Origin of the sequence: Ciceribacter sp. L1K23 (genome assembly GCF_018122705.1) — a bacterium.
Classification (GTDB): Bacteria; Pseudomonadota; Alphaproteobacteria; order Rhizobiales; family Rhizobiaceae; genus Allorhizobium.
In genome coordinates, this window is record NZ_JAGRRC010000001.1 from 2153146 (window position 1) to 2179465 (window position 26320).

Annotated in this window: 26 protein-coding genes and 1 tRNA gene; 14 read left to right on the top strand and 13 right to left on the bottom strand. The window is 59.8% G+C overall.

The features are described 5' to 3' along the window. The first annotated feature begins 13 nt into the window (after positions 1–13). The 3 genes from speB to J5J10_RS10215 are packed head-to-tail and all read left to right on the top strand — an operon-like array spanning position 14 to position 2796. Positions 14–967 (top strand): agmatinase, encoded by a 954-nt coding sequence (gene speB / locus J5J10_RS10205; protein ID WP_211929784.1) that lies wholly within the window; start codon positions 14–16, stop codon positions 965–967. Between the two features lie 54 nt (positions 968–1021). Next, positions 1022–1954, top strand: a complete 933-nt coding sequence (argC, locus tag J5J10_RS10210; protein ID WP_211929785.1) for an N-acetyl-gamma-glutamyl-phosphate reductase — start codon at positions 1022–1024, stop codon at positions 1952–1954. A 2-nt stretch (positions 1955–1956) separates the two neighbouring features. After that, the gene (locus J5J10_RS10215) at positions 1957–2796 is read left to right on the top strand and encodes an aminoglycoside phosphotransferase family protein (protein ID WP_211929786.1); all 840 of its coding nucleotides are present in this window, start codon (positions 1957–1959) and stop codon (positions 2794–2796) included. A 1-nt stretch (position 2797) separates the two neighbouring features. Here J5J10_RS10215 and J5J10_RS10220 read toward each other — a convergent pair whose 3' ends face one another. Continuing rightward, on the bottom strand, positions 2798–3898 hold the full coding sequence (locus tag J5J10_RS10220) for a COX15/CtaA family protein (RefSeq protein ID WP_211929787.1): 1101 nt from the start codon (positions 3896–3898) through the stop codon (positions 2798–2800). A 119-nt stretch (positions 3899–4017) separates the two neighbouring features. On the opposite strand from J5J10_RS10220, the gene J5J10_RS10225 reads away from it, so the two are divergent. After that, the gene (locus J5J10_RS10225; RefSeq protein WP_208549219.1) at positions 4018–4227 is read left to right on the top strand and encodes a DUF2842 domain-containing protein; all 210 of its coding nucleotides are present in this window, start codon (positions 4018–4020) and stop codon (positions 4225–4227) included. Between the two features lie 249 nt (positions 4228–4476). Beyond that, complete coding sequence (locus tag J5J10_RS10230) at positions 4477–5646, top strand: GNAT family N-acetyltransferase (RefSeq protein WP_211929788.1); 1170 nt, start codon at positions 4477–4479, stop codon at positions 5644–5646. Between the two features lie 6 nt (positions 5647–5652). Here the strand turns inward: J5J10_RS10230 and J5J10_RS10235 are convergent, their stop codons facing one another. Beyond that, on the bottom strand, positions 5653–7806 hold the full coding sequence (locus J5J10_RS10235; protein ID WP_211929789.1) for an exopolysaccharide transport family protein: 2154 nt from the start codon (positions 7804–7806) through the stop codon (positions 5653–5655). 221 nt (positions 7807–8027) lie between these two features. On the opposite strand from J5J10_RS10235, the gene J5J10_RS10240 reads away from it, so the two are divergent. The 5 genes from J5J10_RS10240 to J5J10_RS10260 all read left to right on the top strand — a co-directional run bounded on the left by J5J10_RS10240 (position 8028) and on the right by J5J10_RS10260 (position 13800). Then, complete coding sequence (locus tag J5J10_RS10240; protein ID WP_246745939.1) at positions 8028–8579, top strand: polysaccharide biosynthesis/export family protein; 552 nt, start codon at positions 8028–8030, stop codon at positions 8577–8579. Positions 8580–8583: 4 nt separating this feature from the next. Next, on the top strand, positions 8584–9726 hold the full coding sequence (locus J5J10_RS10245; RefSeq protein ID WP_211929790.1) for a glycosyltransferase family 4 protein: 1143 nt from the start codon (positions 8584–8586) through the stop codon (positions 9724–9726). Positions 9727–9834: 108 nt separating this feature from the next. After that, positions 9835–11403 (top strand): undecaprenyl-phosphate glucose phosphotransferase, encoded by a 1569-nt coding sequence (locus J5J10_RS10250; protein ID WP_211929791.1) that lies wholly within the window; start codon positions 9835–9837, stop codon positions 11401–11403. After that, positions 11400–12662 (top strand): O-antigen ligase family protein, encoded by a 1263-nt coding sequence (locus J5J10_RS10255; RefSeq protein ID WP_211929792.1) that lies wholly within the window; start codon positions 11400–11402, stop codon positions 12660–12662. Before J5J10_RS10250 ends, J5J10_RS10255 begins: the two co-directional genes overlap by 4 nt. After that, positions 12652–13800 (top strand): glycosyltransferase, encoded by a 1149-nt coding sequence (locus tag J5J10_RS10260; RefSeq protein ID WP_211929793.1) that lies wholly within the window; start codon positions 12652–12654, stop codon positions 13798–13800. Before J5J10_RS10255 ends, J5J10_RS10260 begins: the two co-directional genes overlap by 11 nt. On the opposite strand, the gene J5J10_RS10265 is transcribed toward J5J10_RS10260, so the two are convergent. Then, positions 13797–14834: a PHB depolymerase family esterase gene (locus J5J10_RS10265; protein WP_211929794.1), complete on the bottom strand. Its 1038-nt coding sequence runs from the start codon at positions 14832–14834 to the stop codon at positions 13797–13799. The genes J5J10_RS10260 and J5J10_RS10265 overlap by 4 nt on opposite strands. 200 nt (positions 14835–15034) lie before the next feature. On the opposite strand from J5J10_RS10265, the gene J5J10_RS10270 reads away from it, so the two are divergent. The 3 genes from J5J10_RS10270 (at position 15035) to J5J10_RS10280 (ending at position 15827) form a co-directional block, all read left to right on the top strand. Then, positions 15035–15250, top strand: a complete 216-nt coding sequence (locus J5J10_RS10270) for a hypothetical protein (protein WP_208549210.1) — start codon at positions 15035–15037, stop codon at positions 15248–15250. A gap of 142 nt (positions 15251–15392) precedes the next feature. Then, complete coding sequence (locus J5J10_RS10275) at positions 15393–15581, top strand: hypothetical protein (protein WP_208549209.1); 189 nt, start codon at positions 15393–15395, stop codon at positions 15579–15581. Between the two features lie 169 nt (positions 15582–15750). Further along, positions 15751–15827 (top strand) — tRNA-Pro (locus J5J10_RS10280). Positions 15828–16385: 558 nt separating this feature from the next. Here J5J10_RS10280 and J5J10_RS10285 read toward each other — a convergent pair. The 6 genes from J5J10_RS10285 to J5J10_RS10310 all read right to left on the bottom strand — a co-directional run bounded on the left by J5J10_RS10285 (position 16386) and on the right by J5J10_RS10310 (position 20753). Further along, positions 16386–16928: a MerR family transcriptional regulator gene (locus tag J5J10_RS10285; RefSeq protein WP_208553383.1), complete on the bottom strand. Its 543-nt coding sequence runs from the start codon at positions 16926–16928 to the stop codon at positions 16386–16388. 116 nt (positions 16929–17044) lie between these two features. After that, positions 17045–17383, bottom strand: a complete 339-nt coding sequence (locus J5J10_RS10290) for an integration host factor subunit alpha (RefSeq protein WP_208549208.1) — start codon at positions 17381–17383, stop codon at positions 17045–17047. Between the two features lie 112 nt (positions 17384–17495). After that, positions 17496–18467 (bottom strand): beta-ketoacyl-ACP synthase III, encoded by a 972-nt coding sequence (locus J5J10_RS10295; protein WP_211929795.1) that lies wholly within the window; start codon positions 18465–18467, stop codon positions 17496–17498. Between the two features lie 19 nt (positions 18468–18486). After that, the gene (gene plsX / locus J5J10_RS10300) at positions 18487–19533 is read right to left on the bottom strand and encodes a phosphate acyltransferase PlsX (protein ID WP_208549207.1); all 1047 of its coding nucleotides are present in this window, start codon (positions 19531–19533) and stop codon (positions 18487–18489) included. 111 nt (positions 19534–19644) lie between these two features. Beyond that, the gene (locus J5J10_RS10305; RefSeq protein ID WP_211929796.1) at positions 19645–20208 is read right to left on the bottom strand and encodes a DUF177 domain-containing protein; all 564 of its coding nucleotides are present in this window, start codon (positions 20206–20208) and stop codon (positions 19645–19647) included. Positions 20209–20210: 2 nt separating this feature from the next. After that, positions 20211–20753: a ubiquinol-cytochrome C chaperone family protein gene (locus J5J10_RS10310; RefSeq protein ID WP_211931201.1), complete on the bottom strand. Its 543-nt coding sequence runs from the start codon at positions 20751–20753 to the stop codon at positions 20211–20213. Positions 20754–20998: 245 nt separating this feature from the next. On the opposite strand from J5J10_RS10310, the gene J5J10_RS10315 reads away from it, so the two are divergent. Further along, the gene (locus J5J10_RS10315; RefSeq protein ID WP_211929797.1) at positions 20999–21505 is read left to right on the top strand and encodes an outer membrane protein assembly factor BamE; all 507 of its coding nucleotides are present in this window, start codon (positions 20999–21001) and stop codon (positions 21503–21505) included. A 78-nt stretch (positions 21506–21583) separates the two neighbouring features. Here the strand turns inward: J5J10_RS10315 and J5J10_RS10320 are convergent, their stop codons facing one another. The 4 genes from J5J10_RS10320 to J5J10_RS10335 all read right to left on the bottom strand — a co-directional run bounded on the left by J5J10_RS10320 (position 21584) and on the right by J5J10_RS10335 (position 26051). Beyond that, on the bottom strand, positions 21584–23722 hold the full coding sequence (locus J5J10_RS10320) for a sodium-translocating pyrophosphatase (protein WP_211929798.1): 2139 nt from the start codon (positions 23720–23722) through the stop codon (positions 21584–21586). 151 nt (positions 23723–23873) lie between these two features. Further along, complete coding sequence (locus J5J10_RS10325) at positions 23874–25103, bottom strand: MFS transporter (RefSeq protein WP_211929799.1); 1230 nt, start codon at positions 25101–25103, stop codon at positions 23874–23876. A gap of 13 nt (positions 25104–25116) precedes the next feature. Beyond that, the gene (gene nusB, locus J5J10_RS10330) at positions 25117–25590 is read right to left on the bottom strand and encodes a transcription antitermination factor NusB (protein WP_208549203.1); all 474 of its coding nucleotides are present in this window, start codon (positions 25588–25590) and stop codon (positions 25117–25119) included. A gap of 2 nt (positions 25591–25592) precedes the next feature. Continuing rightward, positions 25593–26051, bottom strand: coding sequence for a 6,7-dimethyl-8-ribityllumazine synthase (locus J5J10_RS10335; RefSeq protein ID WP_208549202.1), 459 nt, complete (start codon positions 26049–26051; stop codon positions 25593–25595). Between the last annotated feature and the right edge of the window lie 269 nt (positions 26052–26320).

Here is a 26320-nt window from a genome sequence, read left to right on the forward strand (position 1 = left end):
CAAGAGACGGAACATGGCGAGCAAATCCATCGACAACGCATTCACCGCAAAAGCAGTTCGGGGCGCGGCAACCGACCCCACCTATGCGGGCGCCCTGTCCTTTATGCGGCGGAAATACTCCAAGTCGCTCAAGGACGTGGATGCCGCGGTGCTTGGCATTCCCTTCGACGCCGCCGTCTCAAACCGGCCCGGTGCGCGCTTCGGACCACAAGCGATCCGGCGCGCTTCCGCGATTTTCGACAATGATCCGCAGTATCCATTCTCGCGGGACCTCTTCGAACAGATGGCTGTGGTGGATTACGGCGATGTGCTGCTCGATTACGGAAACCACCAGAAGACCCCTGCCCTGATCGAGAAGGAAGCAGCGAAGATCATCGCGGCCGGCGCCTATCTTCTTGGACTTGGCGGCGATCATTTCGTGACCTGGCCGCTGCTCAAGGCCCACGCCGCCAAGCACGGCCCGCTGGCTCTCGTCCACTTCGACGCCCATCAGGACACCTGGGACGATGACGGCAAGCGCATCGACCACGGCTCGTTCGTGTGCCGTGCCGTGCGGGAAAACGTGATCGACCCGAAACGTTCGATCCAGATCGGCATCCGCACGCACGCCCCGGAGGATTTTGGAATTAGGATCATTCATGGCTGGGAGGTCGAGGATATGGGGGCCCAGGCGATTGCCGACGCGATACTGGCGCATGTCGGCGATACTCCATGCTACCTGACCTTCGATATCGACTGCCTCGATCCGGCCTATGCTCCGGGAACCGGAACGCCAGTGGCAGGCGGTCCGTCGTCGGCAAAGATGCTCTCCGTCTTGCGGAAGCTTGGCCCGCTGGATATCCGCGGGTCGGACATCGTCGAAGTGGCGCCTGCCTACGACCATGCCGACATCACTGCAATTGCGGGCGCGACGGTCGCGATGTATATGCTCGGCCTGCGCGCGGAGAAGCTCGCGACACGTAGCTGACACACTGATTCACCATCCTTCGAGACTCACTCTAATCCTCTCAGGACAACACACATGACAGCGAAGATCTTCATCGACGGTGAACACGGCACAACGGGGTTGCAGATCCGCACCCGCATGGCCGGCCGTCGCGACGTCGAACTGCTGTCGATCCCCGAAGCAGAACGGCGGAATGCGGCGCTTCGCGAGGATCTGCTCAACGCGGCGGATGTCGCGATCCTCTGCCTTCCCGACGATGCCTCGAAGGAGGCGGTGAAGATGGTGGCAGGGAACAACAAGGTTCGCATCATCGACACGTCGACAGCGTTTCGGGTCGCCAATGACTGGGCTTACGGTTTCGCCGAGATGGACAGGTCGCAGGCAGAGAAGATCCGCTCCGCTCGTTACGTCGCCAATCCCGGATGCTACCCGACAGGTGCGATCGGCCTCCTGCGTCCGCTCCGGGCGGCCGGGATCCTTCCCGACGGATATCCTGTCACCGTGAATGCCGTTTCCGGCTATACAGGTGGCGGGAAGCAGTTGATCGCGCAGATGGAGGATGCCGGCCATCCGGAGCACATCACGGCCAACAACTTCCTCTATGGGCTGCCGCTCAAGCACAAGCACGTTCCCGAAATGAAGGTGCACGGCCTGCTCGACCGGTCTCCGCTGTTCTCGCCGTCAGTCGGCCGTTTTGCGCAGGGCATGATCGTGCAGGTTCCTCTGTTTCTGGAGGATATGGCCAACGGCACCACGGTGGAGAGCGTTCATAACGCGCTGGTCGCGCACTACGCCGGTCAGAATATCGTCACCGTCGTGCCGCTGGCGGAAAGTGCCAAGCTTCCCCGTGTGGATGCCGAAGACCTCGTCGGACAGGACACGATGAAGATCTTCGTGTTTGGAACTCCGGGCGGTGCCCATGTCAATCTCGTCGCGCTTCTCGACAATCTCGGCAAGGGCGCGTCCGGCGCTGCTGTCCAGAACATGGACCTCATGCTTTCGGCCTGAGGATGGCTGATTTGTCGACGTTTCCCCGCAAGTGGGGGATAGAAGAAGCGAAGCAGATCGCCGATACGGCCGCCGGGACCGTCTTTGAAGTGAAGCGCCGCGGTGACCGGCTGGACATCGTGAAGGTATTCAGAAAGAAGTCCCTGATCGAGAGCCAGCGCGGTGTCGACTTTCTGGAATGGCGGGGTGGAGTTGGTGCCATCCTGGTTCTTGGGCGCACGGACGACGCCGTCCTTCTCGAGCACGCCGGCTCCCAGACACTCCGCAATGTGATGTTTGCGAGCAGCGATACCGACGCGACGCACATCGCGGCGGAACTTGTCGAAATCTACCACAGCACGTCCGATGCCTTGCTGCCCTTCAGCTTACAGCCAGCGGTCCGATATTTCGATAGCCTGTTCAAACGAGCGGCCCGGGACAAGACAGCCGAGGGCTACAGCCTGTTCGTTGAAGCCGCCGAACTGGTAGAGATGCTTCTGGGCGAACAGAAAGACCTCAAGCCACTTCATGGTGACCTGCACCATGAAAACATTCTGCGCGGCGGGCGGGGGTGGCTGGTTATCGATCCTGCCGGACTGATCGGCGATCCGGCGCTGGATGTGGCCAACATGTTTTCCAATCCGCTCGACCGACAGGACCTGACGCGCGACGAAACGCGCATCGCATCGATGGCCGACATCTTTTCAACGACGCTCCGACGGGACCCGCGAACCATCCTTCGCTACGCATTCGCATATGCCTGCCTGTCAGCCGCATGGCATGAGGAGGACGGACACAGTCGGGAGCGAGAGGATGAACTTGCCGTTGCCGCAGCAATCCGAAACGTGATGCGTCAAAGCTAATTCAGTCCCGAACCTCAATCCGAGTCTCTTGCGGATATTCGCCAATGAAGCCGCGCCAGTGGGCAACGGCGAAGCCAAGGACGATGAGCGCCCCACCCTGGTGGGCCAAGGCCGAGTGCAACTGCACCTGCGTCAAGAGCGTCACGATGCCTACGAGCGCCTGAATGGTAACGAGGCCGAACAAGACGATCGTCCGACGTGCGTGGGTGCTTCCGGGCGCAGCCCGGAGAGACAGGATCATGTGGATCAGAACCGCCGTCCAGAGCAGGTAGGCGCCAAGACGGTGGATGAACTGCACCGTCTTCGGATTCTCGAACAGATTGATCCACCAGGGCTGCTGGAGAAGAAGATCAGAGGGCACGACGGCACCGTCCATAAGCGGCCAGGTGTTGTAGCTCAAACCGGCATCGAGACCGGCGACCAGAGCGCCAAGGTAGATCTGAAAGATACAGAGAAAGGCGATCACCATTGCCCAACGGTGCATGCTCTCGGGCGCGCGATCGCGCGAGTGGGGCGACAGTCCACGCATGATCCAGACACAGCCGGCGAAGATCAGACAGGCAATGGTCAGGTGAACAGCAAGACGGTACTGGGACACGCTGACGAGGTTGGCGAGGCCGGAGGACACCATCCACCAGCCGATGAAACCCTGGAATCCACCCAGAGCCAGCAACCCGACCAGCGGCCCACGCAGACGACGTTCGACGCGCCCCGTCAGCCAGAAGAAAAGCAAGGGAATAGCAAAAACGATGCCGATGCCCCGCGCCAGGAGGCGATGCGCCCACTCCCACCAGAAGATCGTTTTGAATTCCTCGACCGTCATGCCCTTGTTGACCTGCTGGTACTGGGGAATGCGCTGGTAGAGCGCAAATTCCTCTTCCCATTCCTCCGCCGAGAGCGGCGGGATCACGCCATGAATCGGCTTCCATTCGGTGATCGACAGGCCCGATTCCGTCAGACGCGTTGCGCCCCCCACCAGCACCAGACAGAACAACGTGGCCACGACCACCATCAACCACGTCCGCAACATCGCGCGGTCGCGGCTGACTTTGTCGACCTTCCGTGCGATCGCGTTTTCCGGTGCGGCGGGAGCGTTGGCCATGCTTGGAATCCTCAGTTTTTCGACTTGTTGATTTGGAGCAGTTGCCGATAGAAGACAAGGGTCCAGATCGCGGCAACACGTCGCTGCGCCACCCGCCGACTCAATCGGGAATCCGCCTCATGCCTGTTCGCCTCCGCAAGTTCATCGGAACCATCCTGATCATCGTCCTTGTGCTCCTATATGCCGTCGTCGCCACGGCGATCGCCTCGGCAACGCTCGCGACCTCGCCTTGGTGGGTGCACTTTCTATATTTCCTTCTGAGCGGCCTGCTATGGATTCTTCCGGCCATGCTCATCATCAAGTGGATGGCGGGACCGGTGCAGAAATGAGACGCCGACAGACCAGCGGCCGCGGTCGCTCGCTGCCGTTAACCCGGCACTAACTGCAATGTTCGGAATATGTGCGCGGGACGTGCGATATAAACGCAATGTAGTGGTGGCGGTTCTACGCTTGGGCGAAATCGTTTCCCGGAGAAAGCGTTCGTGCAGCCCGCGCAAGTGAATATTAATCGCCTCGCCCCAGACCACCCGGAAAAAGAGTGGTCGGAGCCGACCGTGACTTCGAATCGCGAGATTTTCATGCGGCCCATTTCTGTCGATCTGCACACGCGCGTGGAGCCGCTTGAGGCCGCGTGGCGACTGCTTGAACGGGACAGGCTGAATTCACTGCACCAGGGCTATGACTGGTGTGCCTCCTGGGCGAAGACACATACGAATCCGCTGGCGGTTCTGCACGGCATGGAGGAAGGACGCTCCATCTTCATCCTCCCGCTGGAAATCGTCCGCAATAACATGATCCGGACGGCCCAGTTCATCGGGTCCCGCTTCAACAACATCAATACAGGTCTCTTCGACAGCGGTTTTCGGGCACGTTGCGACAAGGCAGTGGCTGAACAAGTCACGGCGGATATCGTAAAACAGCTTCACGGCAAAGCCGACCTCGTCAGCCTGCAGAACATCCCTCTCGACTGGCGCGGAGAACGGCATCCGTTTTCGACACTGCCGGTGATCGAGCACCAGAACCACGCCTTCCAGCTCCCACTCTTCGAAGATTTCGAGGCGACGATCAACCAGTTGAACGGCAAGCGTCGCCGGAAGAACTTCCGTAACCAGCAGCGCAAACTTGAAGCCGCAGGCGGTTACAGACATGTCGTCGCCCGGTCCGATTCAGACAAGACCCGGTTGCTGGATCTGTTCTTTTTTCAGAAGGCGGTACGGTTCAAGGCGATGGGTATCCCCAATGTCTTTCAACCGCCCGAGACGCAGGCCTTCTTCCGCATGCTCCTGGCCACCGGCCGGGACGGTAGAGACACGCCACTCGAATTGCATGCGCTGGAGATTTGTGGACCTCTCGAAGGCAAGATCGCAGCAATTGCCGGCCTCTCCCGGAAGGGCGACCATGTGATCTGCCAGTTTGGCTCGATAGACGAGACGCTGGTTGCCGACACCAGTCCCGGCGAGTTTCTATTCTGGCTGATGATCGAAAAGTCCTGTGCCGAAGGGGCTGCTCTTTTCGATTTCGGGGTCGGCGACCAGGACTACAAGAGACGTTGGTGCACGGTGGAGACGATCCAGCACGACGTCCTGCTGCCGGTCTCCGCGCCGGGTCGGCTCGCCGCGATTGCGCAGCGCGGGGTTACCCGAACCAAAGCCGTCATCAAGGGAAATCCCCAGCTCTACGCGATTATCCAGCGCCTGCGTTCCTATGCCGACGAAACACCAACGGCGGCAACGGGAACAGGCGACTGACACAGATCAGGCTGCGCGCGCCCTGCCCCGCCGAACGCGTTTGCTGCCGCCTGTCATCAGCACGAGATCGTCGTATCCAACCTTGGCGAATTCATCCATGATCGCTGCCAGCTGCCGCTTGTCCGGATCGGGCGCCGACAAAAGTACTTCGTGCTCGCCGTTTCGGGATAGCCGCGCGACAGCCTGCGCGTTGGCAGGTCCGCATTCGACGATTACCACGTCGTAGGCATCGGCCAGGGCGTCCGCAATCATCGACAGGCGCTCGGCCGCACGCATGGCGCGGTGCGGGTCGCTCATTCCCTGGGGAATGATATCGGCTTCCGACAGCCGATCTGCATGGATAACGTCGGCAAAGGCGGCTTCTCCGCACAGAAGGTCCGTAATCCCGGGTAAGTCCGGGTCAGGCGACATCAATGCCGTTGGGCAGCCGGAACCCGTCATGTCGATGAGGATGACACGTGTGTTGGCAGACGCCAGTTCCCGCACGAGCATCACCGTCGCGGCGGCGCCGTCGTCGCCCGTCGGCGAAATCGCAAACACGATCTTCGCCGAACCGTCCAGTATGTACCGAGCAACGGTCTCGATCGAGAACTGGTCGTCTTCCTCGGGCTCCAGCGTCTCTTCCACGGCACGGGGCCGGTCGAGCTCGTTCAAGATCGACGGCACAGGCATTTCCCTCGGCGGCGGTGTCTTCGTCACATGTGCGGGTTCGCGATGCACTGTCTCGGAAGGCTGAGCTTCGTCCTCAATATCGGGAACGGATGGCCGCAGAGCCCGGCCGCTGAACAGCTCGCTCAGCATCACAATCACAGCGCCGAGGATCAATGTCGCAAGCGCAGCAACCACGGTGATGGGGATGACTTTCGGAAAGCTAGGCTCCAGCGGCGGCGTGGCCTGTGAAATGACGCGAGCGTCCGCCGGGCTTGCATTCGGATCGAGCTTGCTGGTGGCCTCCCGGTAGCGCGCGAGGTAGGTTTCTAGCAGCTGTCGCTGCGCCGCCGCCTCTCGTTCGAGCGCCTTCAGCCCCACTTCCTCGTCGCCCGCGCGCGCGGACTCCGCCTTCGCCTGATTGAGCTGACCCAACAACTGCTGCTCACGCAGCCTCGCAACCGCCGCCTCATTCTCCAGAGAGGCTGCTACCTTGTTGGACTCGGCTACGATCTGCTCCCTTAGACCGGTGAGCTGGGCGCGAATCGCCTTCAACCTCGGATGTCCATCCAGCAACGTCGTCGAGAGATCGTTGAGCTGGGCGCGAAGCTGTGACTCGTTTTCCTTCAGGCGTTGCACGACCGGCGAATTGGTAACGACATCCAGCGTGTCGGTCGGCCGCCCGGCTTTGAGTGCAGTCCGCAGATTTTCAGCCTTTGCCTCTGCGTCGGCCCGCTGCGCCCGGACGCGAGACAGTTCGACGGAGATGTCATTCAGTTGCGTCGTCGCAAAATTGGCCGTTTCGCTGGTCCGCAGCAGTCCGGCGGAGGAGCGATAGTCCGCGACTTTCTTCTCCGCCTCCCCGACCTTCTCGCGCAGATTTGCGATTTCCGGCTCAAGCCAGCGGGCCGCCTCAGACGTGCTGTCGAGCTTGGCGCCGCTTTGAACGGACCGATAGACTTCCGCCATCTTGTTCGGAATCGCCGCCGCGAGTTGCGCATCCTTTGAGGTAAACTCGATGCCGATCACACGCGATTTCTCAACCTGGTAAACCTGTAGCTTTTCCTGAAAGGCCTTGAGAACGCGATCCTCAGGCTTCATGTCGAGCGGATTTTTCTTGAGCCCGAGCATCACGAGCAGATCGGATATGGCGGACGGATCTGTGTCGGGATCGAACTCCCTGAGCTCGAAGAGTTTCAGATCCTTTGCCACCTGACGGATGAGATCCGTGGAGCGAAGAAGCTGGACCTGGCTGACAATATTCAGTTCGTCCAGCACAGGCTGGTTTTCCATGTTCAGCGTACCCGGTGCGGTCAGCACCGGCTGCCTTGCCTCGATAAGTATGCGGGTCTCCGCCTTGTACCGGGGGGAAATCATGCTGGCGCCAGCAAACGCCGCGACCGTGACAATCGCCGTTGCGGCGAGCAAGGCAGCCTTCCGCTGCCAGACCGCACGAAACAGTTGGACCAAATCGATATCGACGTCCTGATGACGCTTGTCCACGCCTGTCATACTCACACTCCCGCAACAAACACCTGCGGATCGTAAAAGAACATGGTAACTCAAGGGTTAATCCAGACTGAGTCCGCAATCATGGGCGGCAGCCCACTTGAAACGCACGTCACATGCCCGCGCCTTTACCGCCCATTAACCTTAATCGGAGGATAACGGGCGGGTTCGAATGACTTGACCTGGGAGCGCAACGGCGCATGAAAGCGGTGGCGACGAGATGGATGGCTGTGGCGATTGCCGCCTTGGCCCTGGCGACGATTTCCGGGTGCGCCACCTACAGGCCCGCGCCCAAAGTCTTTCACGAAGCCACGATCCAACCGTATCGGCTCGACAGCGGTGACCGGCTGCGCGTTACTGTCTTCGAACAACCAAGCCTCAGCAATACCTACACGGTGGATCAGGCGGGCTATATCGCCTTCCCGCTGATAGGTCAGGTTCCGGCTCGCGGTGCCACATTGACGCAACTCGAGGGCGCCGTCGCCCAGAAGCTCAAGCAGGGTTATCTCCGCGATCCAGACGTGAGCATCGAAGTCGATCGCTATCGTTCCATCTTCGTCATGGGAGAGGTCGGGCAGCCCGGACAGTATGCCTACGTCCCGGGAATGACGGTGCTTAACGCAATCGCCGTTGCAGGCGGTTTTTCGCCTCGAGCCAACCAGCGCGTCGTCGATGTGACGCGCAGGATCAACGGAGAAATCCTGACCGGCACTGTTCCGGTCACCGACCCCCTTCTCGCTGGAGATACCCTCTACATTCGCGAGCGGCTGTTCTGAGATCATGTCATCCGAACAGCCTTTGCGCATCATCCACTGTTTTCGCTCGCCGGTCGGCGGCATATTCCGTCACGTCCGCGATCTCGCCGAGCAACACAGCAAGGCCGGGCACGAGGTCGGAATTGTGTGCGACAGCTCGACGGGCGGAGAGCACGAGGAGCGGCTCTTCGAGCAAATAAGACCGTATTTGTCCCTCGGATTGACCCGACTGCCCATTCGTCGGTCTGTCAGCGTGCGCGACGTGCGGGCCGTCTGGGACAGCTACAAGACAATCAAAAGTTTGCGGCCGGATGTGTTGCATGGTCATGGCGCCAAGGGTGGCGTCCTGGCCCGCGCCATCGGCTCAGTGTTGCGGGTCGAAAGGTATCGCGTCGCCCGCGTCTATTCCCCTCACGGAGGCAGTCTGCATTTCGACCCGTCGAAGCTCTCAGGACGCGCCGTTTTCTTCATCGAACGGCGGCTGGAGCGGCTTACGGATCAGTTGCTCTTTGTCTGCGGTTACGAACAAAGCGTCTACGAGAGCAAGATCGGAAAGCCACGCTGCCCGGCGCAGGTCGTCTACAACGGGATCGGCGAGCAGGACCTTTCGCCGGTTGCGACAGGCCCCGACAGTGCCAGTTTCCTCTACGTCGGGATGCTTCGAGACTTGAAGGGACCGGACGTCTTCGTCGATGCCTTTGCCCGCACCGAGCGTGCCGTCGGACACCCCCTTTCCGCATTGATCATCGGCGATGGACCGGATCGGGAGCGCTACGAACGCATGCGGACGCAGATGGGACTTGGACTTCGCATCGACATGCTCCCGGCTATGCCCGTTCGGGACGCTTTCGCGCGATCCGATATCGTCGTCGTCCCGTCAAGGGCAGAGGCCATGCCCTATATCGTGCTGGAGGCGCTGGGAGCCGGAAAAATCGTCATCGCCACAAGGGTCGGCGGGATTCCGGAAGTGCTCGGTGAAGATAGTGAGGCCCTCGTCGCACCCGGCAGCTCCGAGGAGCTTTCACGCGTGATGGCCAAAGCACTCACTTCGCCAGAATGGGCAAGAAGCATCATGCCCGACGCAAAGACCTTCCGCGCCCGGTTTTCGGCTTCCACCATGGCGGCCGATGTCATGGAAGTCTATCGGTCGAGGCTCAAGACCGACTGATCCCTATGCCCTCAGCAAGGCGCCCCGTATCGGGACCATTCCGGCTTTGAAGATAAGCGTTTCTTAGACTCTTCATGCTACCAGAATTGGTGAAGGAGTGCGTTAGCAATGAGCCAGCTTCCCAATCACGACGAATTCGACGCCGAGGCCCTGCGTAAGAAGGTCGTCCAGGCGCGGCTCTACGAACCCGGCGACACAACCGCCAAGCCTTCAGGTGAACCCGGCGAAATCAACCCGCTGGCACGACAGATCGCGAAGCAATTCAAAGAGGCTAGCTACTCCCCCATCATCGTGACCGGCCAGATCCGGCTTCTTGAATTGATCTGCCTTCTGGCCATCGGGATGGCGATGCATGCATGGATCGGGGCTGGCACCTTGGTCGATCACATCGTGCAATTTGGCGTATCGACCGTCGGAGCGCTTCTCGCCGTTCTCGCCATGCAGTTGAGCGATTGCTATCAGTTGCCGGCGCTTCGTTCTCGCATGCATTTCCTTCCACGGGTCGTCGCCTCCTGGACCTTCGCCTGCGCCGTTGTCGGCCTCGTCCTCTTTCTCGGGGATGCGACACCACCGCATTTTCAGCATTGGTTCATCCTCTGGTACGGCTATGGCGCCGCTTTTCTGATTGCCGAGCGGCTTCTCGTCGCCTTCGCCATCCGGCGGTGGGCCCGTAACGGCATCATGGAGCGTCGCGCTGTCATCGTGGGCGGCGGGCAGCCGGCAAAGGACCTGATCCGCGCCCTCGAGCAGCAAGAAGACAATGACATCCGCATCTGCGGCATTTTCGACGACCGGACCGGTGACCGATCGCCGGCGATCATCGCCGGTTATCCGAAACTGGGCAACGTGACAGAACTCGTCGAGTTCGCACGCCTTGCCCACGTCGACATGCTGATCATCTCGCTGCCGCTGACCGCCGAAGGACGCATTCTGCAACTCTTGAAGATGCTCTGGATCCTGCCGGTCGATATTCGCCTCGCCGCGCATTCCAACGGCTTGCGGTTTCGTCCGCGTTCCTATTCCCACGTCGGCGCCGTGCCGATGCTGGACATCCTGGACAAGCCGATCCGGGATTGGGATTCCGTCGCTAAACGGGGCTTCGACATCTTCTTCAGCGTCGTCGCACTCGCCCTCCTGTGGCCGCTCATGGTCGCGACGGCTATTGCGGTAAAAATGACCTCCAAGGGACCGATCCTCTTCGTGCAGAAGCGGCACGGTTTCAATAACGAGGTCATCAACGTCCTGAAATTCCGCTCAATGTACACCGAATTGAGCGATCCCACGGCCCGAAATGCCGTGACCAAGAACGATCCACGTGTCACGCCCGTCGGCAGGTTCATCCGCAAGTCTTCGATCGACGAGCTACCGCAGCTCTTCAACGTTCTCCGCGGCGATCTCTCGCTCGTCGGCCCGCGTCCACACGCGGTCTATGCCCAAACGCACAACCGAACCTATTCCGACGTGGTGGAAGGCTACTTCGCCCGTCATCGCGTGAAACCGGGCGTCACAGGCTGGGCGCAAATCAATGGTTGGCGCGGCGAGATCGACAACGATGAGAAGATCAAGTTCCGAACGGCCTATGATCTCTACTACATTGAGAACTGGTCCCTGCTGTTCGACCTCAAGATACTTTTCCTGACGCCGTTCCGCCTGCTCAACACGGAGAACGCCTATTGAGCGCGGTGGACATACGAGGGCCGGTCGTTGCGAGACCGCAACTGGCGGCGCTTGGCCTGCTCGGCTCGGCGCTTGTCGCATTCGGCGTGTTTCTCTCCGGCTTCGTCATTTCGGAACCGGCTCCTTACGAACTATTGATGGTCGTCCAGATCGCGCTCTGGTTCCTGTTCGGGCTCAAGATTTCGCGAACCGTGGCCCCTCTGCTCGCAGCACTCATGGTCTTCAATGTTGGCGGCTTTCTCTCGCTGACCGTCATGGACGACCTAGGTACCGGGCCTATGTATCTTGCCGTCTCCACATTTTTGGCGCTAACGTCGGTCTTCTATGCGGCCATCATCGAAGACAGCCACAAGCGTCTGAAGCTGATCTTCCAGGCATGGGTCGGCTCGGCCATTATCACGGGCATGCTCGGCATTCTCGGCTATTTCCACGCCTTCCCAGGTTCTGATGTCTTCACACTCTACGACCGCGCCAAGGGCGCGTTCCAGGATCCCAACGTCTTCGGCCCCTTCCTCGTCGCACCGTCGCTCTACCTGATGCACGGGCTTCTGACCGGAAAACTTGCCGGAGCACCAATGCGGATCGCCGGACTGTTGATCCTGTCGCTCGGCATCTTCCTGTCCTTCTCTCGCGCAGCCTGGGGCCTGTTTCTTCTCTCCGCGGTCATGCTGGTCTTCGTGCTCCTGCTCAAGGAAAGGACGGGCGCTTTTCGGCTGAAAATCCTTATTCTGTCACTGGCCGCCATCGCCTTCATGGTGACCGCCATGCTGATCGCGCTCCAGTTCGACAAGGTGGCCGACCTGTTCCTGAGCCGCACCCAGCTGGTGCAGGAGTATGACGGTGGCCATCTCGGGCGCTTCGACCGTCATAGGATCGGCTTTCTGATGTCGATGGAAAAGCCGCTCGGCATCGGGCCCATGGTGTTCAGTCAGATCTTTCCGGAAGACGAACACAATATCTGGCTGAAGTCGCTGACGACCTATGGCTGGCTCGGCTTCGTGACCTATGTCGGCCTGATCGCTACAACCATCGCCCTAGGATTCCGCTATCTCCTGCGCAACAGACCATGGCAGCCCTACCTGATGATCGCGTGGATCGTCATCGTCGGCCACACGGCCATCGGCAACGTGATTGATACGGACCACTGGCGGCATTTCTACATGCTGCTCGGGATCATCTGGGGATGCATCGCGCTTGAGCACAATCACCTTCGCCGCCGGTCGGGGGACGAACAGGGCACACATCACCATGCCAGCTAAGATCGATAGGCCGATGCGGCTGCTGCAGGTTTTGGAACCAAGCGGCGGCGGTTCGGGACGGCATTTCATCGATCTCTGCAGCGCGCTGAAGGATCGAGGCCATCAGGTCACCGCCGTCTATTCTCCGGTTCGCGCGGAGGATCGTTTCGTAAGTGAGTTGACGGCTCTTGAGCTTGAGAATGTCGTAGCCCTGCCGATGCGGCGGGCCGTCGGCCCCTGGGATGCGGCCGCCTGGTTCGACCTTCATCGTCTTACCAAGACGCTCGGTCCGTTCGACATCATTCACGGCCACAGCTCCAAGGCCGGTGCCCTGACACGGGTGCGGCTGCCGGGTCGGCATGTTCCGCGCGTTTACACGCCGCACGCTCTTAGAACTATGGACCCGACGCTTGGGCGCAAGGGCCGGACGCTGTTCGGCACCATCGAAAGCTTTCTGGGACGGTACTTCTCCGACCGGATCATCTGCGTTTCGGAGGACGAGCGCGATCATGCGGCGACGCTTGGCATTCCGGTGAACAAGTTGCGCGTCGTGATCAACGGCGTGCTAACGCCGCCGCGGGAGGATCGTCTAGCCCTGAGGCGATCCATGGGCGTTCCTGAAGACGCGATGGTCTTTGGATTTGTCGGACGGCTTTCCGCCCAGAAGGGACCGGAGCGTTTGGTGAATGCGTTCGTCAGGGCTGCCTCGGCGGCGCCTGATATTCACCTCGCCATGATCGGCTTTGGAGAGATGGAGGCGATGCTGCGCGAAACCATCGACAGAGCCGGTCTCTCCGATCGGTTCCTCCTGCGCCACGACATACCGGGCAGCGCGGCCATTCAGGCCTTCGACATCCTCGTCATGCCGAGCCGCTACGAGGCAATGTCCTACGTTGCGCTCGAAGCCGCCGCTTCGGGTCTGCCCATGATCCTGACGGAAGCGGGCGGGAGTTCGGTCGTGCTGGAGGATGGTGTCAACGGTGTTCTCATTCCCAACGAAGATCGTACCGATGCGCTGGTTGACGCAATGTTGACCGCCGTGAATCCGGACCGTCGGACCGCTTTCGCGGCAGCAGCGGCCGCGCGGCGTCATCAATTCACCCTGGAGACAATGGTTGAAAAGACGCTTCAGGTCTATCGCGAGCTGGTTGCGGACTAGCTTTCCTTTCGGGGAATAAGGCGCCAGGCCCGCGCCATTTCGGTTGACGCACACACACCGGCGTCCAAGTAGAAGCGCTTTTCGGTCAGCCGCTTGAGCTTAGCTGCCGCAATGGGCAATCCATGATCCATGGAGGCGATGAGGTGCTGTTCGACCACTGTCTCGCCATTGTCGTCGAGCCAGCGACGCACCTGACGGTTACCAATGACGCCATTCTGGGTCGGCTCGTCCCCGAGACCATGAATGTCACGCCATTGCGCGAGCAGCGCTTCAGCGTTCGCTGGAGACACAACTTGGTCATCCTGACCCTGCCAGATCGATACGGTCGGCCAGCGCTTCACGTCGTCGGGGGCATTGTGCCGAACAAGATCGCCCCAGGCGTGAGGTTCCCGCTTAGCCCCCTGTCTCATGACCGACAGAGCACCCATTGCATCGCGCGCCGCGCCGAACGGCAGCCCCGCGACAATTGCTCCGCCCGAAACGATATCCGGATAGGCCGCCATGACCGCAGCCGCCATCGCCCCGCCAGCCGACAACCCGAAGACATAGACACGGTCGAGCGACAACTTATGGCGACGCTGCATGCTCTCGATCATCTGACGTATCGACGCCACCTCGCCCCGGTCGCGGCTCGCAACGCTTGGCCGGAACCAATTAAAGCAACAATTTGAATTGTTGACCTTTTTCTGCTCCGGATAAAGGACTGCGAATCCGCCTTGTCTCGCCATCTGCGTCCAGCCGGCCGCCCGATCAAAGTCCTTCGCCGTCTGCAGGCAGCCGTGCAGCACCACCACCAACGGCGCCCCCGCAGGAAGTGCCTGAGGCACATATTCGAGCATGTTGAGATTGCCAGGGTTGTGGCCGAACGTTCTGATCTCGAGGAGCTTGGTCGGCGGGCTCCTTTTTTTCCGAACCGGAGAGATATCCGGCGTGAGCGCCTTTCCGATCAGACGCTGCCAATCCTCGGTTCGACGCATGGCGCGACGGTTGCTCCGAAGGACGGAGGAAATGAAACGCGGAAGGGTGAAACGCATGGATTGGGTATCCCGATTAGCCGCGCACGGGGAGTAACCGATGCCGACGACGAGACAGGAGGTAATGCTGCAATGCAGCATAGGCAAGACGGCAAGCCGATTATTTGCGGCAAAAGTCATGGCCCTCCAGAATTTGTGATTTTGTCAGGGAGGCGGTCGGGCATTAGGCTGTTCATGCATAAACGCGAAAGGAGAATGGCATGAAAGTTCTCGTAATCGCCGCAGCCCTCGGGCTGACTGCATCGGCCGCCATGGCCGACTGCGCGGGGCACACGCCCATTACCGCTGCCGCCGACGTCGACCAGACAATCATCACGGCAAGCGTCCAAACCGAGGCACACACTGCCGCACAGGACCAGATGGTTCCACCCGTCACTACCTCTGACGACAGCAAGGCCGAAACGATCCAAAACTAGGCCTTGGGCGACTGGCGGTTCTCCCTGTAACTCCGCCAGTCGCACCACTGTACGCTAGCGGACAAACCAAGCGTTCAAGCCGGTGAAATCTGGAACTTTTCTTAAGGAGTGTCGTTCATAGTGGGTTAAGTGGGAGGTGCTCATGCAGCGCGTCGATGATGAGGATATTCGCAAGCCCGGGCTGAGGGAAATCTTCAGCGTTTCGGAATTTTGCAAGCGCTACAGGCTGGATTCGAAGGAGGAGCGGCGACTGAAAGTGCTGCTCGGCGACTTCGCGACGCAGCATGAGCTTCTAATGAATGCGAAGCGCGATCCGCAATTCCGATGGTGAGCCACTAACGAGAGACGGACGCCGCACTGCCTGCACCAACGGACAAGGTTTGGCGTTCCCCGTCTGAACGAAATCTGCCGCTGGGGCTTCCCTTTTTGAGGACAATGAAAAATTTGCGCTTGCGCCACGAAGGTCAACAGACTAAGTGGATCGTGCTCTTTGAGCAGGTCGGGGCGTAGCGCAGCCCGGTAGCGCACTTGACTGGGGGTCAAGGGGTCGTGGGTTCGAATCCCGCCGCCCCGACCATTAAAATCTTGATATTCCAGTCACACATGAACTTAACCACCGGGGACCGCGTCGAAGTGCGATGCGCGTTGAAACTTGCTTTTTCAACTTAGTAGACTTTCAGTTTCTTAAAGCCCGAAGACGCCTCAGCCTCGCGGGTAGCATTCCCCCAAAAGAACGGCGCTCGATATCAGGCGTTATGACATGGAGCCCCACCAGTCGACGTCCGGCATTGGTCAGTTCGACGCCAACGCTTACGCCCCACCCACCGCTATCCGCGGATATCAATAGAAAGCCCTGGTTTTCCGCATCTCTGACGACATGGTCAAGGGCGTCTTCCGTGACAGACATTTCCCCACCGGCATCAGCAACACGTTGCACGAAGCCGAGAACTTCAGATTTCACTTTCACAGACAGACCATCTCCCGACTTGCCGACCGGATACATCTCGGGGACAGCGGGGCATGTCAACTCTGTAAAGCATTTACTTCCGAAAATGGTCGCCTTGACGTAGCTTAGCGGTCGGATGGTGTCGCGTCGGAGTTTGGATGTCTGACACCGTGTTCTTGGATTGAAGTCTCAGCGCACCTGATCGAGAAGACGTTTGCACTCGAGAAGATCATAGAGGGCCTCCTGAAGCAGTGCCCTGTCTTCTCTGCCCACGGCCTGGCCTGCCGGCGGCGCAACGAAGCTGTCATCCTCATTGTTGCCACTGCCGAAGCCAAAGAAACGTCCACTGACCTTTGCCTTCGCTCGACCGACAATCTGGTCATCCTCAGGACCCGTCGCCAATCGCGGCTCGTCGACCTTAGCTGGCGTTGCCGCGACAAGTGCCTCCATAGTCGCAAGGTCGCCGCTGGCGATCGCCATCACGAACTTATTTCCATTGGTCTTCAGAAGCTTCTGCACGCCCTTGATCGTGTACCCTTGATCATAGAGCAGATGCCGTATTCCCTTGAGGAGTTCGACATCGTCTGGCCGATAGTAACGGCGGCCACCGCCACGCTTGAGCGGCTTTATCTGGGGAAAGCGAGTTTCCCAGAAGCGCAATACGTGCTGCGGCAGGTCGAGGTCGTCAGCAACCTCGCTGATGGTCCTAAACGCGTCTGGGCTCTTGTCCACGCTGCTGACCTCGATGATGCGAGTAAAGACGGTCGCACTCCTGCGACTCACGGCATCATTTCAACGATTTACCGGCGGTAATTCAAGTCACGCATCACACTCAGAGGAGGTTTCCCTCAACTTGTCGGGGATTGTGGCTTCTGCTTGGCCTTTCGCGCCGTATGGGCACGCAGGATGCGCTGTTTCAAGACGTTCGACGCCTTGAAGGTCATCACGCGACGCGGAGAAATCGGAACCTCTTCGCCGGTCTTGGGATTGCGGCCGATACGCTCGTTCTTGCTGCGGACTTGAAACGTGGCGAAGGAGGACAGTTTTACAGTCTCTCCACGCACGATCGCGTTGCAGATCTCGTCGATGACGGTCTCAACCAGTTCCGCCGATTCGGTGCGGGACAATCCTACCTTGCGAAAGACGGACTCCGCCAAATCTGCCCGCGTCACTGTCTTCCCGGCCATTGCTCTCCGCCCGTATTTATAAAGGTGATCGTATGAAAGCGCTGTGAGAGTATTGTCCTTGCAGCGGACGGTCAAGCGCTTGTTCGAAATCCTTAATTTCGACTCCGCACCCTTACCAGCGCAACAGCACAGCGCCCCAGGTGAAGCCTCCACCCATGGCCTCCAGCAGCACCAAATCACCCCTCTTGATGCGGCCATCCGCGGCAGCAGTGGCAAGAGCGAGCGGAATGGACGCTGCGGACGTATTCCCATGCTGGTCGACCGTCACCACGACCTTTTCCGGCGGGATGCCGAGCTTCTTGGCAGATCCATCGATAATGCGCTTGTTCGCCTGGTGCGGCACGAGCCAGTCAACGTCCGCCGCGCTGATCCCGGTTGCCTCGAACGATTGCTCGATGACGTCTGTAATCATTCCGACGGCATGTTTGAACACCTCGCGGCCTTCCATCCTCAAGTGGCCGACCGTCCCCGTGGTCGACGGCCCGCCGTCGACATAGAGCTTTTCCTTGTGAGAGCCGTCAGAGCGAAGCTGCGACGTGAGAATTCCGCGATCGGCAAGTCCTCCCTGCCCTTCTTGAGCCTCAAGAACAATCGCACCCGCCCCGTCGCCAAACAACACGCATGTGGTGCGATCGGTCCAGTCCAGAATGCGGGAGAACGTTTCCGCACCTATGACCAGGACACGTTTCGCCATGCCACCCCGGATATAGAGGTCGGCCGTGGCGACGGCATACACAAAGCCGGAGCAGACAGCCTGCACATCAAAGGCGAAGCCGTGCGTAATACCAAGCCTGTTCTGGATATTCACCGCGGTGGCCGGAAAGGTATTGTCCGGCGTGGAGGTGGCGCAAATAATCAGATCAACATCTTCGGCGGACAGACCAGCGTTCGCCAAAGCGGCCCGAGCCGCATCCGCACCAAGCGATGCGGTCGTCTCGCCCTCACCGGCTATATAACGCTGGCGGATACCTGTCCGCTGCACGATCCATTCGTCGGATGTCTCGACCATGCTTTCCAGTTCACGGTTGCTCAACACCCGTTTCGGAAGCGCTGCTCCGAAACCACGCACTACAGAGCGGATCATGTCTTTGATACCTCGTCTATCATGCAGCCTCCGGCCCCGCATTGGACGGGTGCCGGGCATGATATTTTTTCAGATCATTTTCGATTTTTTGAGTGAGGCCATTACGGGCCATATCGTAGCCAACGTCGATGGCGGCCGCGAACCCTTCCGCGTCCGTACCCCCATGGCTCTTGATGACGATACCGTTCAGACCAAGGAAAACGCCGCCGTTGACCTTGCGCGGATCCATCTTTTCGCGAAGGCGATCAAACGCACCTTTGGCCAGAATATAGCCGATCTTCGCAAGAAGCGTCCGCGACATCGCGGAGCGAAGATACTGGGCGATCTGGCGCGCGGTTCCCTCCGCCGTCTTCAGGGCGATATTGCCGGTGAAGCCTTCGGTGACGACCACGTCCACGGTTCCCTTGCCAAGGTCGTCGCCTTCGACGAAGCCGTAGTAATCCATGGTATCGAGGCCGGCCTCGCGGATGAGGCGCCCGGCTTCCTTGACTTCTTCCTGACCTTTGATCTCCTCAACACCAACGTTGAGAAGGCCGACAAGAGGCCTATCAAGATCGAACAGTGCTCGCGCCATGGCGCCGCCCATCAGGGCGAAATCCAGCAGTTGCTGGGCATCGGCACCAATTGTGGCCCCGACATCGAGAACGATGCTCTCGCCCTTCAAGGTCGGCCAGATGGCTGCGATCGCCGGTCTCTCGACGTTGGCCATCGTGCGCAGGCAGAATTTCGACATCGCCATCAGCGCACCGGTATTGCCGGCAGAAACGACGACATCGGCCTGCCCGGTCTTCACGGCCTCGATCGATCGCCACATGCTGGACACATATCGGCCGCGCCTTAGTGCCTGGCTCGGCTTTTCGTCCATACCCACGGCGACTTCGCAGTCGTGGAACACCGATTTCTCCCGCAGCTTTGGATAGGCTGCAAGGATACCCTCGCATCTGGCCTTCTGGCCGAACAGCAGGAAATTAACGTCGGGATGACGCTCAAGAGCCTTGGCCGCACCTGGAATGACGACTTCCGGGCCGAAGTCACCGCCCATTGCGTCGAGAGAAATTCTGATCACGCTCGCCTGATCCTCCTGCGTCGCCCCGTGGGCGAAATTTCGGCCAAAATAGCCGTTTTCAGATGCCACACAACCGCTTTGTCACCGGTTTTCGGCAGCTCTCCGCCCCATTCAGTCGTTTTTCCAGTCTTTCAGCACGGCAAATGGCGAGGGTTTGCGATTTTCCACAGCGTCGTCCTCGACATGGGCTGCAAACTCGACACCCGGCTTCTTCGGATAGGGATCGATGGAGAGGGCAGCGAATTCGCTGACAAGCGCGCCGGCGTCGATCGTGTCTCCCGAAAAGGGCTCCGGCAGGTCGGGACCGTCGGGATCTAGAACCATCTCGGCCGATTCTTCCGTAACGATGCGCGCCAGTTTCGACCCCTCCGGAACGTAGATTTGATCTATGTCCGAATCGATGGGTGAGACAACGGGATCCAAGGTAACGACGCAGGCCTGAACGATTTCTCCGGAAACGCGACCGCGAATTCTCACGCCATCCTTCTTCCAGCGCGCAATCTGCAGCTCGGCCGAAAGACTGTTGACCCCTTCGATGTTCCATAGTTTGGCCAGAGCGTTCCGTTCCCGCTCATCAGCCTCCACTCGCACCTGGACCGGATTGGCCGAAATATGTCCTACCTTCACCAGATAGGAAAAAGGCGCCCTGTCGTGAGGGATATTGTCATTCGTCATCGTTACGCGCTCCGGGGAGGCAAAAGCGACAGTTTGCCTGCCGTCACATCATCTTCGGACCGACTGGCAAGGTAGCCGTCCATCTTCATCATCCAGTCCGCCAAACCATGCATATCGGGGGCGTCGGCACCTGGTTCGGGATATATATTGCGCCGGAGCGCCTCTGCCAACATTGGCCGATCACCCGTGTCGAGGGCAGCGGCATAGGCTTCGAGCCGGCCGTAAAACATTCCGGCCAGTTTCTTCATGCGCTTGGGCACGCCCTGGTCGCCGACACCGAGCTCGCGGATGGAATGATCGACGTCCTGAAAAAAGGCGTCGACGATCTCCTGCGCCAGTTCCTGACCGCTGCGCTCCGAGCTTCGGGTCCTGCGAAAAAACAGGATCATTACGGCAGACAGCATCTCGAAACGGCCCATGACGGTGTCCGGAACGTTCAGGTCGGTGTAAAAGAAAGGATCACGCGCCATCGAGGTCAGCGCCGAGTACTGACGATCGACGATGATGCGGTTGTTCTTTTTCTGCCGTAGAAACCCAAAAATCATCGAGGAACCCAAAATCCGGCTGACAGACGGCCGTCCCGTCCCCATGGCGTTGTTGCATGATTGCGAAAGCTGGTTTACCGAAGCAGGCGTGAATTGCAATGCCAGAGCCGACGCGCAGATTGCGGCATCCGGATCACACGGTCGAATATGGCGATCGCGCGTCCCCGGAAAGGCCATAATGATATGCGCAACAAGCGGAGGCCGGACCTTGGCCTTCGTGCATCATGGGAGACGTGTGCTTGATAATGCGGTATTTCAACCCCAAAAATAATGCGTTCCGCTCTACGGCACTTGCGCTCACCTTGTCCGGGCTCGCCCTTGCGGGTTGCAACAGCAATTCGCTGCAGATGAGCGAGACCTTCCACAACGGATACGTGGTCGATGAACAGGCGTTGGCGCTCGTGCCCGTCGGTTCGAGCCGCGAACAGGTCGTCCTATCGCTTGGCACGCCGTCGACGACGCAAACCTTCGACGGCGAAGGCGAGGTGTTCTACTACATTTCCCAGACCCGGAAACGCTCCGTCGCGTTCATGAAGCAACGCCTGGTCGACCAGCATATCCTGGCGATCTATTTCGACAACGATGGCGTCGTCAGCCAGCGGGCGGACTACACGCTCCAGGACGGAAAGGTGTTCGACAACATTTCGCGCACGACGCCAACCGGCGGCAAGGACCTCACTTTCCTTCAGCAAATTCTGTCGGGCGGTGGTGGCGCTGCCAGCTCGGTGAGAAACATTTTTGGCGGCAGCTAAACGGTCTGCGGAATATCTGCTCACAAAAAAAAACCGCGGACCAAAATCCGCGGTTTTCTTTTGATCCGTTTTCCTGCCTTAGCCGGCGAGGATCGCCAGCAGCAGCAGAGCCACGATATTGGTGATCTTGATCGCCGGGTTCACCGCAGGACCTGCCGTATCTTTGTAAGGGTCTCCAACCGTATCACCGGTCACCGAGGCTTTGTGTGCATCGGAGCCCTTCAGATGGCGCACCCCGTCCTTGTCAACGAAGCCATCCTCGAAGCTTTTCTTCGCATTGTCCCAGGCGCCGCCGCCCGAGGTCATGGAGATCGCCACGAACAGGCCGTTGACGATCACGCCAAGAAGCGACGCTCCGAGAGCCGCGAAGGCCGACGCCTTTGAGCCGGACACGAACAGCACGCCGAAGTAGACAACGATCGGCGCCAGTACAGGCAGCAGCGACGGGATGATCATTTCCCGGATCGCCGCCTTGGTCAGCATATCGACCGCACGACCGTAGTCTGGCCGTTCGGTGCCCTGCATGATTCCAGGCTTGTCCTTGAACTGGCGGCGAACCTCCTCGACGATTGAGCCCGCAGCACGGCCGACCGCCGTCATGGCGATGCCGCCGAAGAGGTAGGGAATCAATCCGCCGAAGATCAGGCCCGCGACGACATACGGGTTCGACAGATCGAACGAGATGTTGCCGAGGTCAGCGAAATACGGATAGTCCGCCGGATTTGCCGCATAGTAGCGCAGGTCGAAGGAATAGGCGGCAAACAGCACCAGCGCGCCGAGGCCTGCCGAACCAATCGCATAGCCCTTGGTCACCGCCTTGGTGGTGTTCCCAACAGCGTCGAGCGCATCGGTCGACTTGCGCACCTCTGGCGGCAGGTGGCTCATCTCGGCGATACCACCGGCGTTATCCGTCACGGGACCGAAGGCATCCAGCGCGACGATCATGCCAGCGAGGCCGAGCATGGTGGTCACTGCAATCGCCGTGCCGAAAAGGCCTGCCAGCAGATAGGTGAAAATGATGCCGCCGACGATGACGATTGCCGGCAAGGCTGTCGATTCCAGAGAAACAGCCAGACCCTGGATGACGTTGGTGCCGTGACCGGTGACCGATGCCTGGGCGATGGAGTTGACCGGCCGCTTGTTGGTTCCGGTGTAGTATTCCGTGATGACAACGATCAGCGCCGTGACGACAAGGCCAAGGATGCCGCACAAGAAGAGGTTCCAGCCGGTTATGTCGGTCTCTCCAACGATGCCGATGGAGCCCCAGCCAATGGTCAGCGATGTTGCCGCACCCAATCCCACGATGGACAAGAGGCCGGTGACGATCAGGCCCTTATATAGAGCGCCCATGATCGAGCCATTTGCGCCGAGTTTGACGAAGAAGGTGCCGACGATCGACGTCACGATGCACGCGGCGCAGATGGCCAACGGGTAAAGCATCGCCGTCTCGACGACCGCCGTACCGGCGAAGAAAATCGCCGCCAGAACCATCGTCGCGACCACGGATACCGCATAGGTTTCGAAAAGGTCGGCCGCCATGCCGGCGCAATCGCCGACGTTGTCACCGACATTGTCGGCGATGGTGGCGGGATTGCGTGGATCGTCCTCGGGGATGCCGGCCTCGACCTTTCCGACAAGGTCACCGCCCACATCCGCACCCTTGGTGAAGATGCCGCCGCCGAGACGAGCAAAGATCGAGATCAACGAAGCGCCGAACCCGAGCGCAACGAGCGCATCGATGACTTCACGAGACGAGCTGGCGTGGCCGAGCACAGATGTCAGGATGAGGTAATAAATTGAGACGCCGAGCAACGCGAGGCCCGCGACCAGCATGCCCGTGATCGCGCCGGACTTGAACGCGATATCCAGGCCGGCTGCAAGACTCTGTGATGCTGCCTGTGCCGTCCGCACATTGGCCCGCACCGAGACGTGCATTCCGATAAAACCGGCGACGCCCGAAAGAACCGCTCCGATCAGGAAGCCAAAAGCCGCGGTGGCGGACAACAGGACCCATGCCGCGATAAACACGACCGCGCCCACGATGGCAATCGTCATATATTGTCTGGTCAAATAAGCCTGCGCACCTTCGCGGATGAAACCCGCGATCTCCTGCATGCGCGCGTTGCCCTGATCGGCTGCAAGAACCGATCGTGTCGCCCAGATCGCGTACACGACCGATAGCAAACCGCACAGGATTACGCCTAAGGTAATCGTCATTCGCAATACCCTCCCGTATTGCCCGCGCCTCACTCATCGCGGGCGAACTTATCCGGACCCGACTCCCCCTCAGAAGCCGCCGGACGGGGGCGAGATTGCGTCGCGGTTTCCTTTGCGTCAAGCCCTGCCCAGCGAACCGATCAGAAGGGGGTCAAGCGGCTGCCTTGCGTGTGGAGGCACGCATCTGGAGGAAGACGAGGACAAGGCACGTGATGGCCACGGGCCATATGACGAGGTTCATGACAGACCAGCCGTAAGCGGTGAAGACCTTGCCGGAGGAGAACGACGACAGAGCGACAGTGCCAAACAGGATGATGTCGTGGAAGCCCTGAACCTTGTCTGCCTCCTGAGGACGATAGCTGGAAGCTACGATGGCGGTCGCACCAATGAAGCCGAAGTTCCAGCCGACCCCCAGCAGGATCAGGGCGAGCCAGAAATTCCATAGCTCAACGCCCATATGGGCGACAATGGCGCAAGCGATCAGGATGAGCAGGCCCATCGCAACGACCTTCTCGGTTCCGAACCGCGAAATCAGCATGCCGGTGAAGAAGCTCGGCGCGAACATGGCGATCACGTGCCACTGGATACCGAGTGTGGCGAGCTCGCTGGAAAAACCGCAACCAACCACCATTGCCAGCGGTGCCCCAGTCATCATGAACGTCATCAGCGCATAGGAGCTTATGCCGCAGATCATCCCCGTGATGAACCGCTGAGTCAGCACGATTTCCCCAAGAGACCGGCTGGGCAGACCATCGGCTGAACCGGCTGTGACATTGGCGGGAAGCTTCAGGAACGAGAGCACGCCGATGGCAAGCAGCATCAGCGGCACAAGACCGACGAAGGCCCCCGCGAAGGTGACCGGGGCCATCGCATCCTTCAGCCAGATCGCGAGCTGGGGGCCTACAATCGCAGAGACGATACCGCCGGCCAAGATCCACGAGATTGCCTTGCCCTTGTAGAAACTCGGCGAAGCATCCGCAGCCGCAAAGCGAATTTTCTGCGTAAAGCCGCCGGAGAGGCCGATCAGCACCAATCCGCTTGCGAAGACCCAGAAATTTCCCTGAAACAGGGCAAATGCGGCCAGCATCCCCCCGAGCGCACCCATCAGCGCGCCGAACATGAAACCGTGCTTGCGGCCAAAAAAACGCGCGGTGGCGGCTACAAGGATCGCCCCGAGGGCGACGCCGATATTGAACCCAGTGAGCGGGGCAGTCGCGAGCGATTTGTCAGCGCCAAGGAGCTGGAAGCCGGCCAGGCCGCCGACGGAAAACGCCATTGGAGCGGCGGAGCCGAGGATGGCCTGCGCTACGGTCAGAATCGCCACGTTGCGCCGCGCTTCGCCGAAGCGCGCGTCCATACCCGTCTGATCCGCAGTCGCCATTCGTGCCGTCCTGTCAGCCCTGCCGAACCTGCTTGGCAATCCTGTCCAAAACCGCGTTGACCAGCTTCGGCTCGTCTTCCTCGAAGAAGGCGCGGGCAATATCCACGTATTCGGTGACGATGACAGCCACAGGCACGTCCTTGCGCTCCAGGAGCTCGAACGTGCCTGCGCGAAGGATCGCGCGGACGGTGCTGTCGATGCGCGAGAGCGCCCAGTCGTCCTGGAGGGACTGGTTGATCAAGGGGTCGATGGATTTCTGGTCGCGCACGACACCGGACACGATCGAGCGGAACCACGAGGGATCAGCCTTCAGATAGGTGTCGCCGTCGAGTTCCTGTCCCAACCGGTGCGTTTCGTACTCCGCTACAATTTCGAGCACGCCGCTTCCACCGACATCCATCTGATAAAGGGCCTGCACGGCTGCCAATCGGGCTGCACCGCGCTGGTTTGCGGGCTTCACGCCGGAATTCTTGTCATCGCCGCTCATGGTTAGCCGCTCAGCTTCTTTTTCAGTTCGATCATTGTCAACGCGGCGCGGGCCGCGAACCCACCCTTGTCCTTATCGGTTCGGCGCGCCCTCGCCCAGGCCTGCTCGTCGTTCTCGACCGTGAGAATGCCGTTGCCGATCGGCAGAGACTCCGACACGGCGAGGTCCATCAGGGCACGCGAGGATTCGTTCGCGACAATATCGAAGTGGTAGGTCTCGCCGCGGATCACCATGCCGAGGGCGACAAACCCGTCATACTCCGTTCCGCCGTTGTCCGCACCGTCAAGCGCCATGGAGATCGCGGCCGGCACTTCGAGTGCCCCGGGAACAGTGACGATGTCATACGTCGCACCGACCTCATCGAGCGCGGCCTTCGCCCCCTCGAGCAGTGCATCGGACATGTCGTCGTAGAACCTTGCCTCGACGATCAGGAGATGCGGTGCGGATTTTCTGTTCGGCATGACCAGACCTTTTCGAACATGCGACGGAGTGCTTCGGCGCCCGGAGAGATCGCGGTCAAACCACGGCGGGCCATGAATGGCAAGTGTTTTTAGGCCCCGCGCGGCCAAATGCGGCTGGCCTAAGCCTTAACCTTATCCAAAGCCCCCTGAACGCCTGGTTTTCCGAGGTCCAGGTCCGCCACAAACGTGTCAAATTCCGGGCACGCCAAATGAACAATTTTTAATTATATTTCAGCTTGTTACGCCCTAAAAACGCGGCATCCGCGGCG

What these genes read in the sequence shown, in the direction of transcription:
- J5J10_RS10225 (WP_208549219.1), top strand. Translation starts at nt 4,018, where the DNA reads ATGCCTGTTCGCCTCCGCAAGTTCATCGGAACCATCCTGATCATCGTC.
- J5J10_RS10250 (WP_211929791.1), top strand. Translation starts at nt 9,835, where the DNA reads ATGAGCCAGCTTCCCAATCACGACGAATTCGACGCCGAGGCCCTGCGT.
- J5J10_RS10245 (WP_211929790.1), top strand. Translation starts at nt 8,584, where the DNA reads ATGTCATCCGAACAGCCTTTGCGCATCATCCACTGTTTTCGCTCGCCG.
- J5J10_RS10315 (WP_211929797.1), top strand. Translation starts at nt 20,999, where the DNA reads ATGCGGTATTTCAACCCCAAAAATAATGCGTTCCGCTCTACGGCACTT.
- J5J10_RS10275 (WP_208549209.1), top strand. Translation starts at nt 15,393, where the DNA reads ATGCAGCGCGTCGATGATGAGGATATTCGCAAGCCCGGGCTGAGGGAA.
- J5J10_RS10320 (WP_211929798.1), bottom strand. Translation starts at nt 23,722, where the DNA reads ATGACGATTACCTTAGGCGTAATCCTGTGCGGTTTGCTATCGGTCGTG.
- J5J10_RS10325 (WP_211929799.1), bottom strand. Translation starts at nt 25,103, where the DNA reads ATGGCGACTGCGGATCAGACGGGTATGGACGCGCGCTTCGGCGAAGCG.
- J5J10_RS10235 (WP_211929789.1), bottom strand. Translation starts at nt 7,806, where the DNA reads ATGACAGGCGTGGACAAGCGTCATCAGGACGTCGATATCGATTTGGTC.
- J5J10_RS10290 (WP_208549208.1), bottom strand. Translation starts at nt 17,383, where the DNA reads ATGGCCGGGAAGACAGTGACGCGGGCAGATTTGGCGGAGTCCGTCTTT.
- J5J10_RS10335 (WP_208549202.1), bottom strand. Translation starts at nt 26,051, where the DNA reads ATGCCGAACAGAAAATCCGCACCGCATCTCCTGATCGTCGAGGCAAGG.
- nusB (WP_208549203.1), bottom strand. Translation starts at nt 25,590, where the DNA reads ATGAGCGGCGATGACAAGAATTCCGGCGTGAAGCCCGCAAACCAGCGC.
- J5J10_RS10215 (WP_211929786.1), top strand. Translation starts at nt 1,957, where the DNA reads ATGGCTGATTTGTCGACGTTTCCCCGCAAGTGGGGGATAGAAGAAGCG.
- J5J10_RS10270 (WP_208549210.1), top strand. Translation starts at nt 15,035, where the DNA reads ATGAAAGTTCTCGTAATCGCCGCAGCCCTCGGGCTGACTGCATCGGCC.
- J5J10_RS10230 (WP_211929788.1), top strand. Translation starts at nt 4,477, where the DNA reads ATGCGGCCCATTTCTGTCGATCTGCACACGCGCGTGGAGCCGCTTGAG.
- J5J10_RS10295 (WP_211929795.1), bottom strand. Translation starts at nt 18,467, where the DNA reads ATGATCCGCTCTGTAGTGCGTGGTTTCGGAGCAGCGCTTCCGAAACGG.
- J5J10_RS10260 (WP_211929793.1), top strand. Translation starts at nt 12,652, where the DNA reads ATGCCAGCTAAGATCGATAGGCCGATGCGGCTGCTGCAGGTTTTGGAA.
- J5J10_RS10310 (WP_211931201.1), bottom strand. Translation starts at nt 20,753, where the DNA reads ATGATTTTTGGGTTTCTACGGCAGAAAAAGAACAACCGCATCATCGTC.
- speB (WP_211929784.1), top strand. Translation starts at nt 14, where the DNA reads ATGGCGAGCAAATCCATCGACAACGCATTCACCGCAAAAGCAGTTCGG.
- J5J10_RS10265 (WP_211929794.1), bottom strand. Translation starts at nt 14,834, where the DNA reads ATGCGTTTCACCCTTCCGCGTTTCATTTCCTCCGTCCTTCGGAGCAAC.
- J5J10_RS10220 (WP_211929787.1), bottom strand. Translation starts at nt 3,898, where the DNA reads ATGGCCAACGCTCCCGCCGCACCGGAAAACGCGATCGCACGGAAGGTC.
- J5J10_RS10240 (WP_246745939.1), top strand. Translation starts at nt 8,028, where the DNA reads ATGGCTGTGGCGATTGCCGCCTTGGCCCTGGCGACGATTTCCGGGTGC.
- argC (WP_211929785.1), top strand. Translation starts at nt 1,022, where the DNA reads ATGACAGCGAAGATCTTCATCGACGGTGAACACGGCACAACGGGGTTG.
- J5J10_RS10305 (WP_211929796.1), bottom strand. Translation starts at nt 20,208, where the DNA reads ATGACGAATGACAATATCCCTCACGACAGGGCGCCTTTTTCCTATCTG.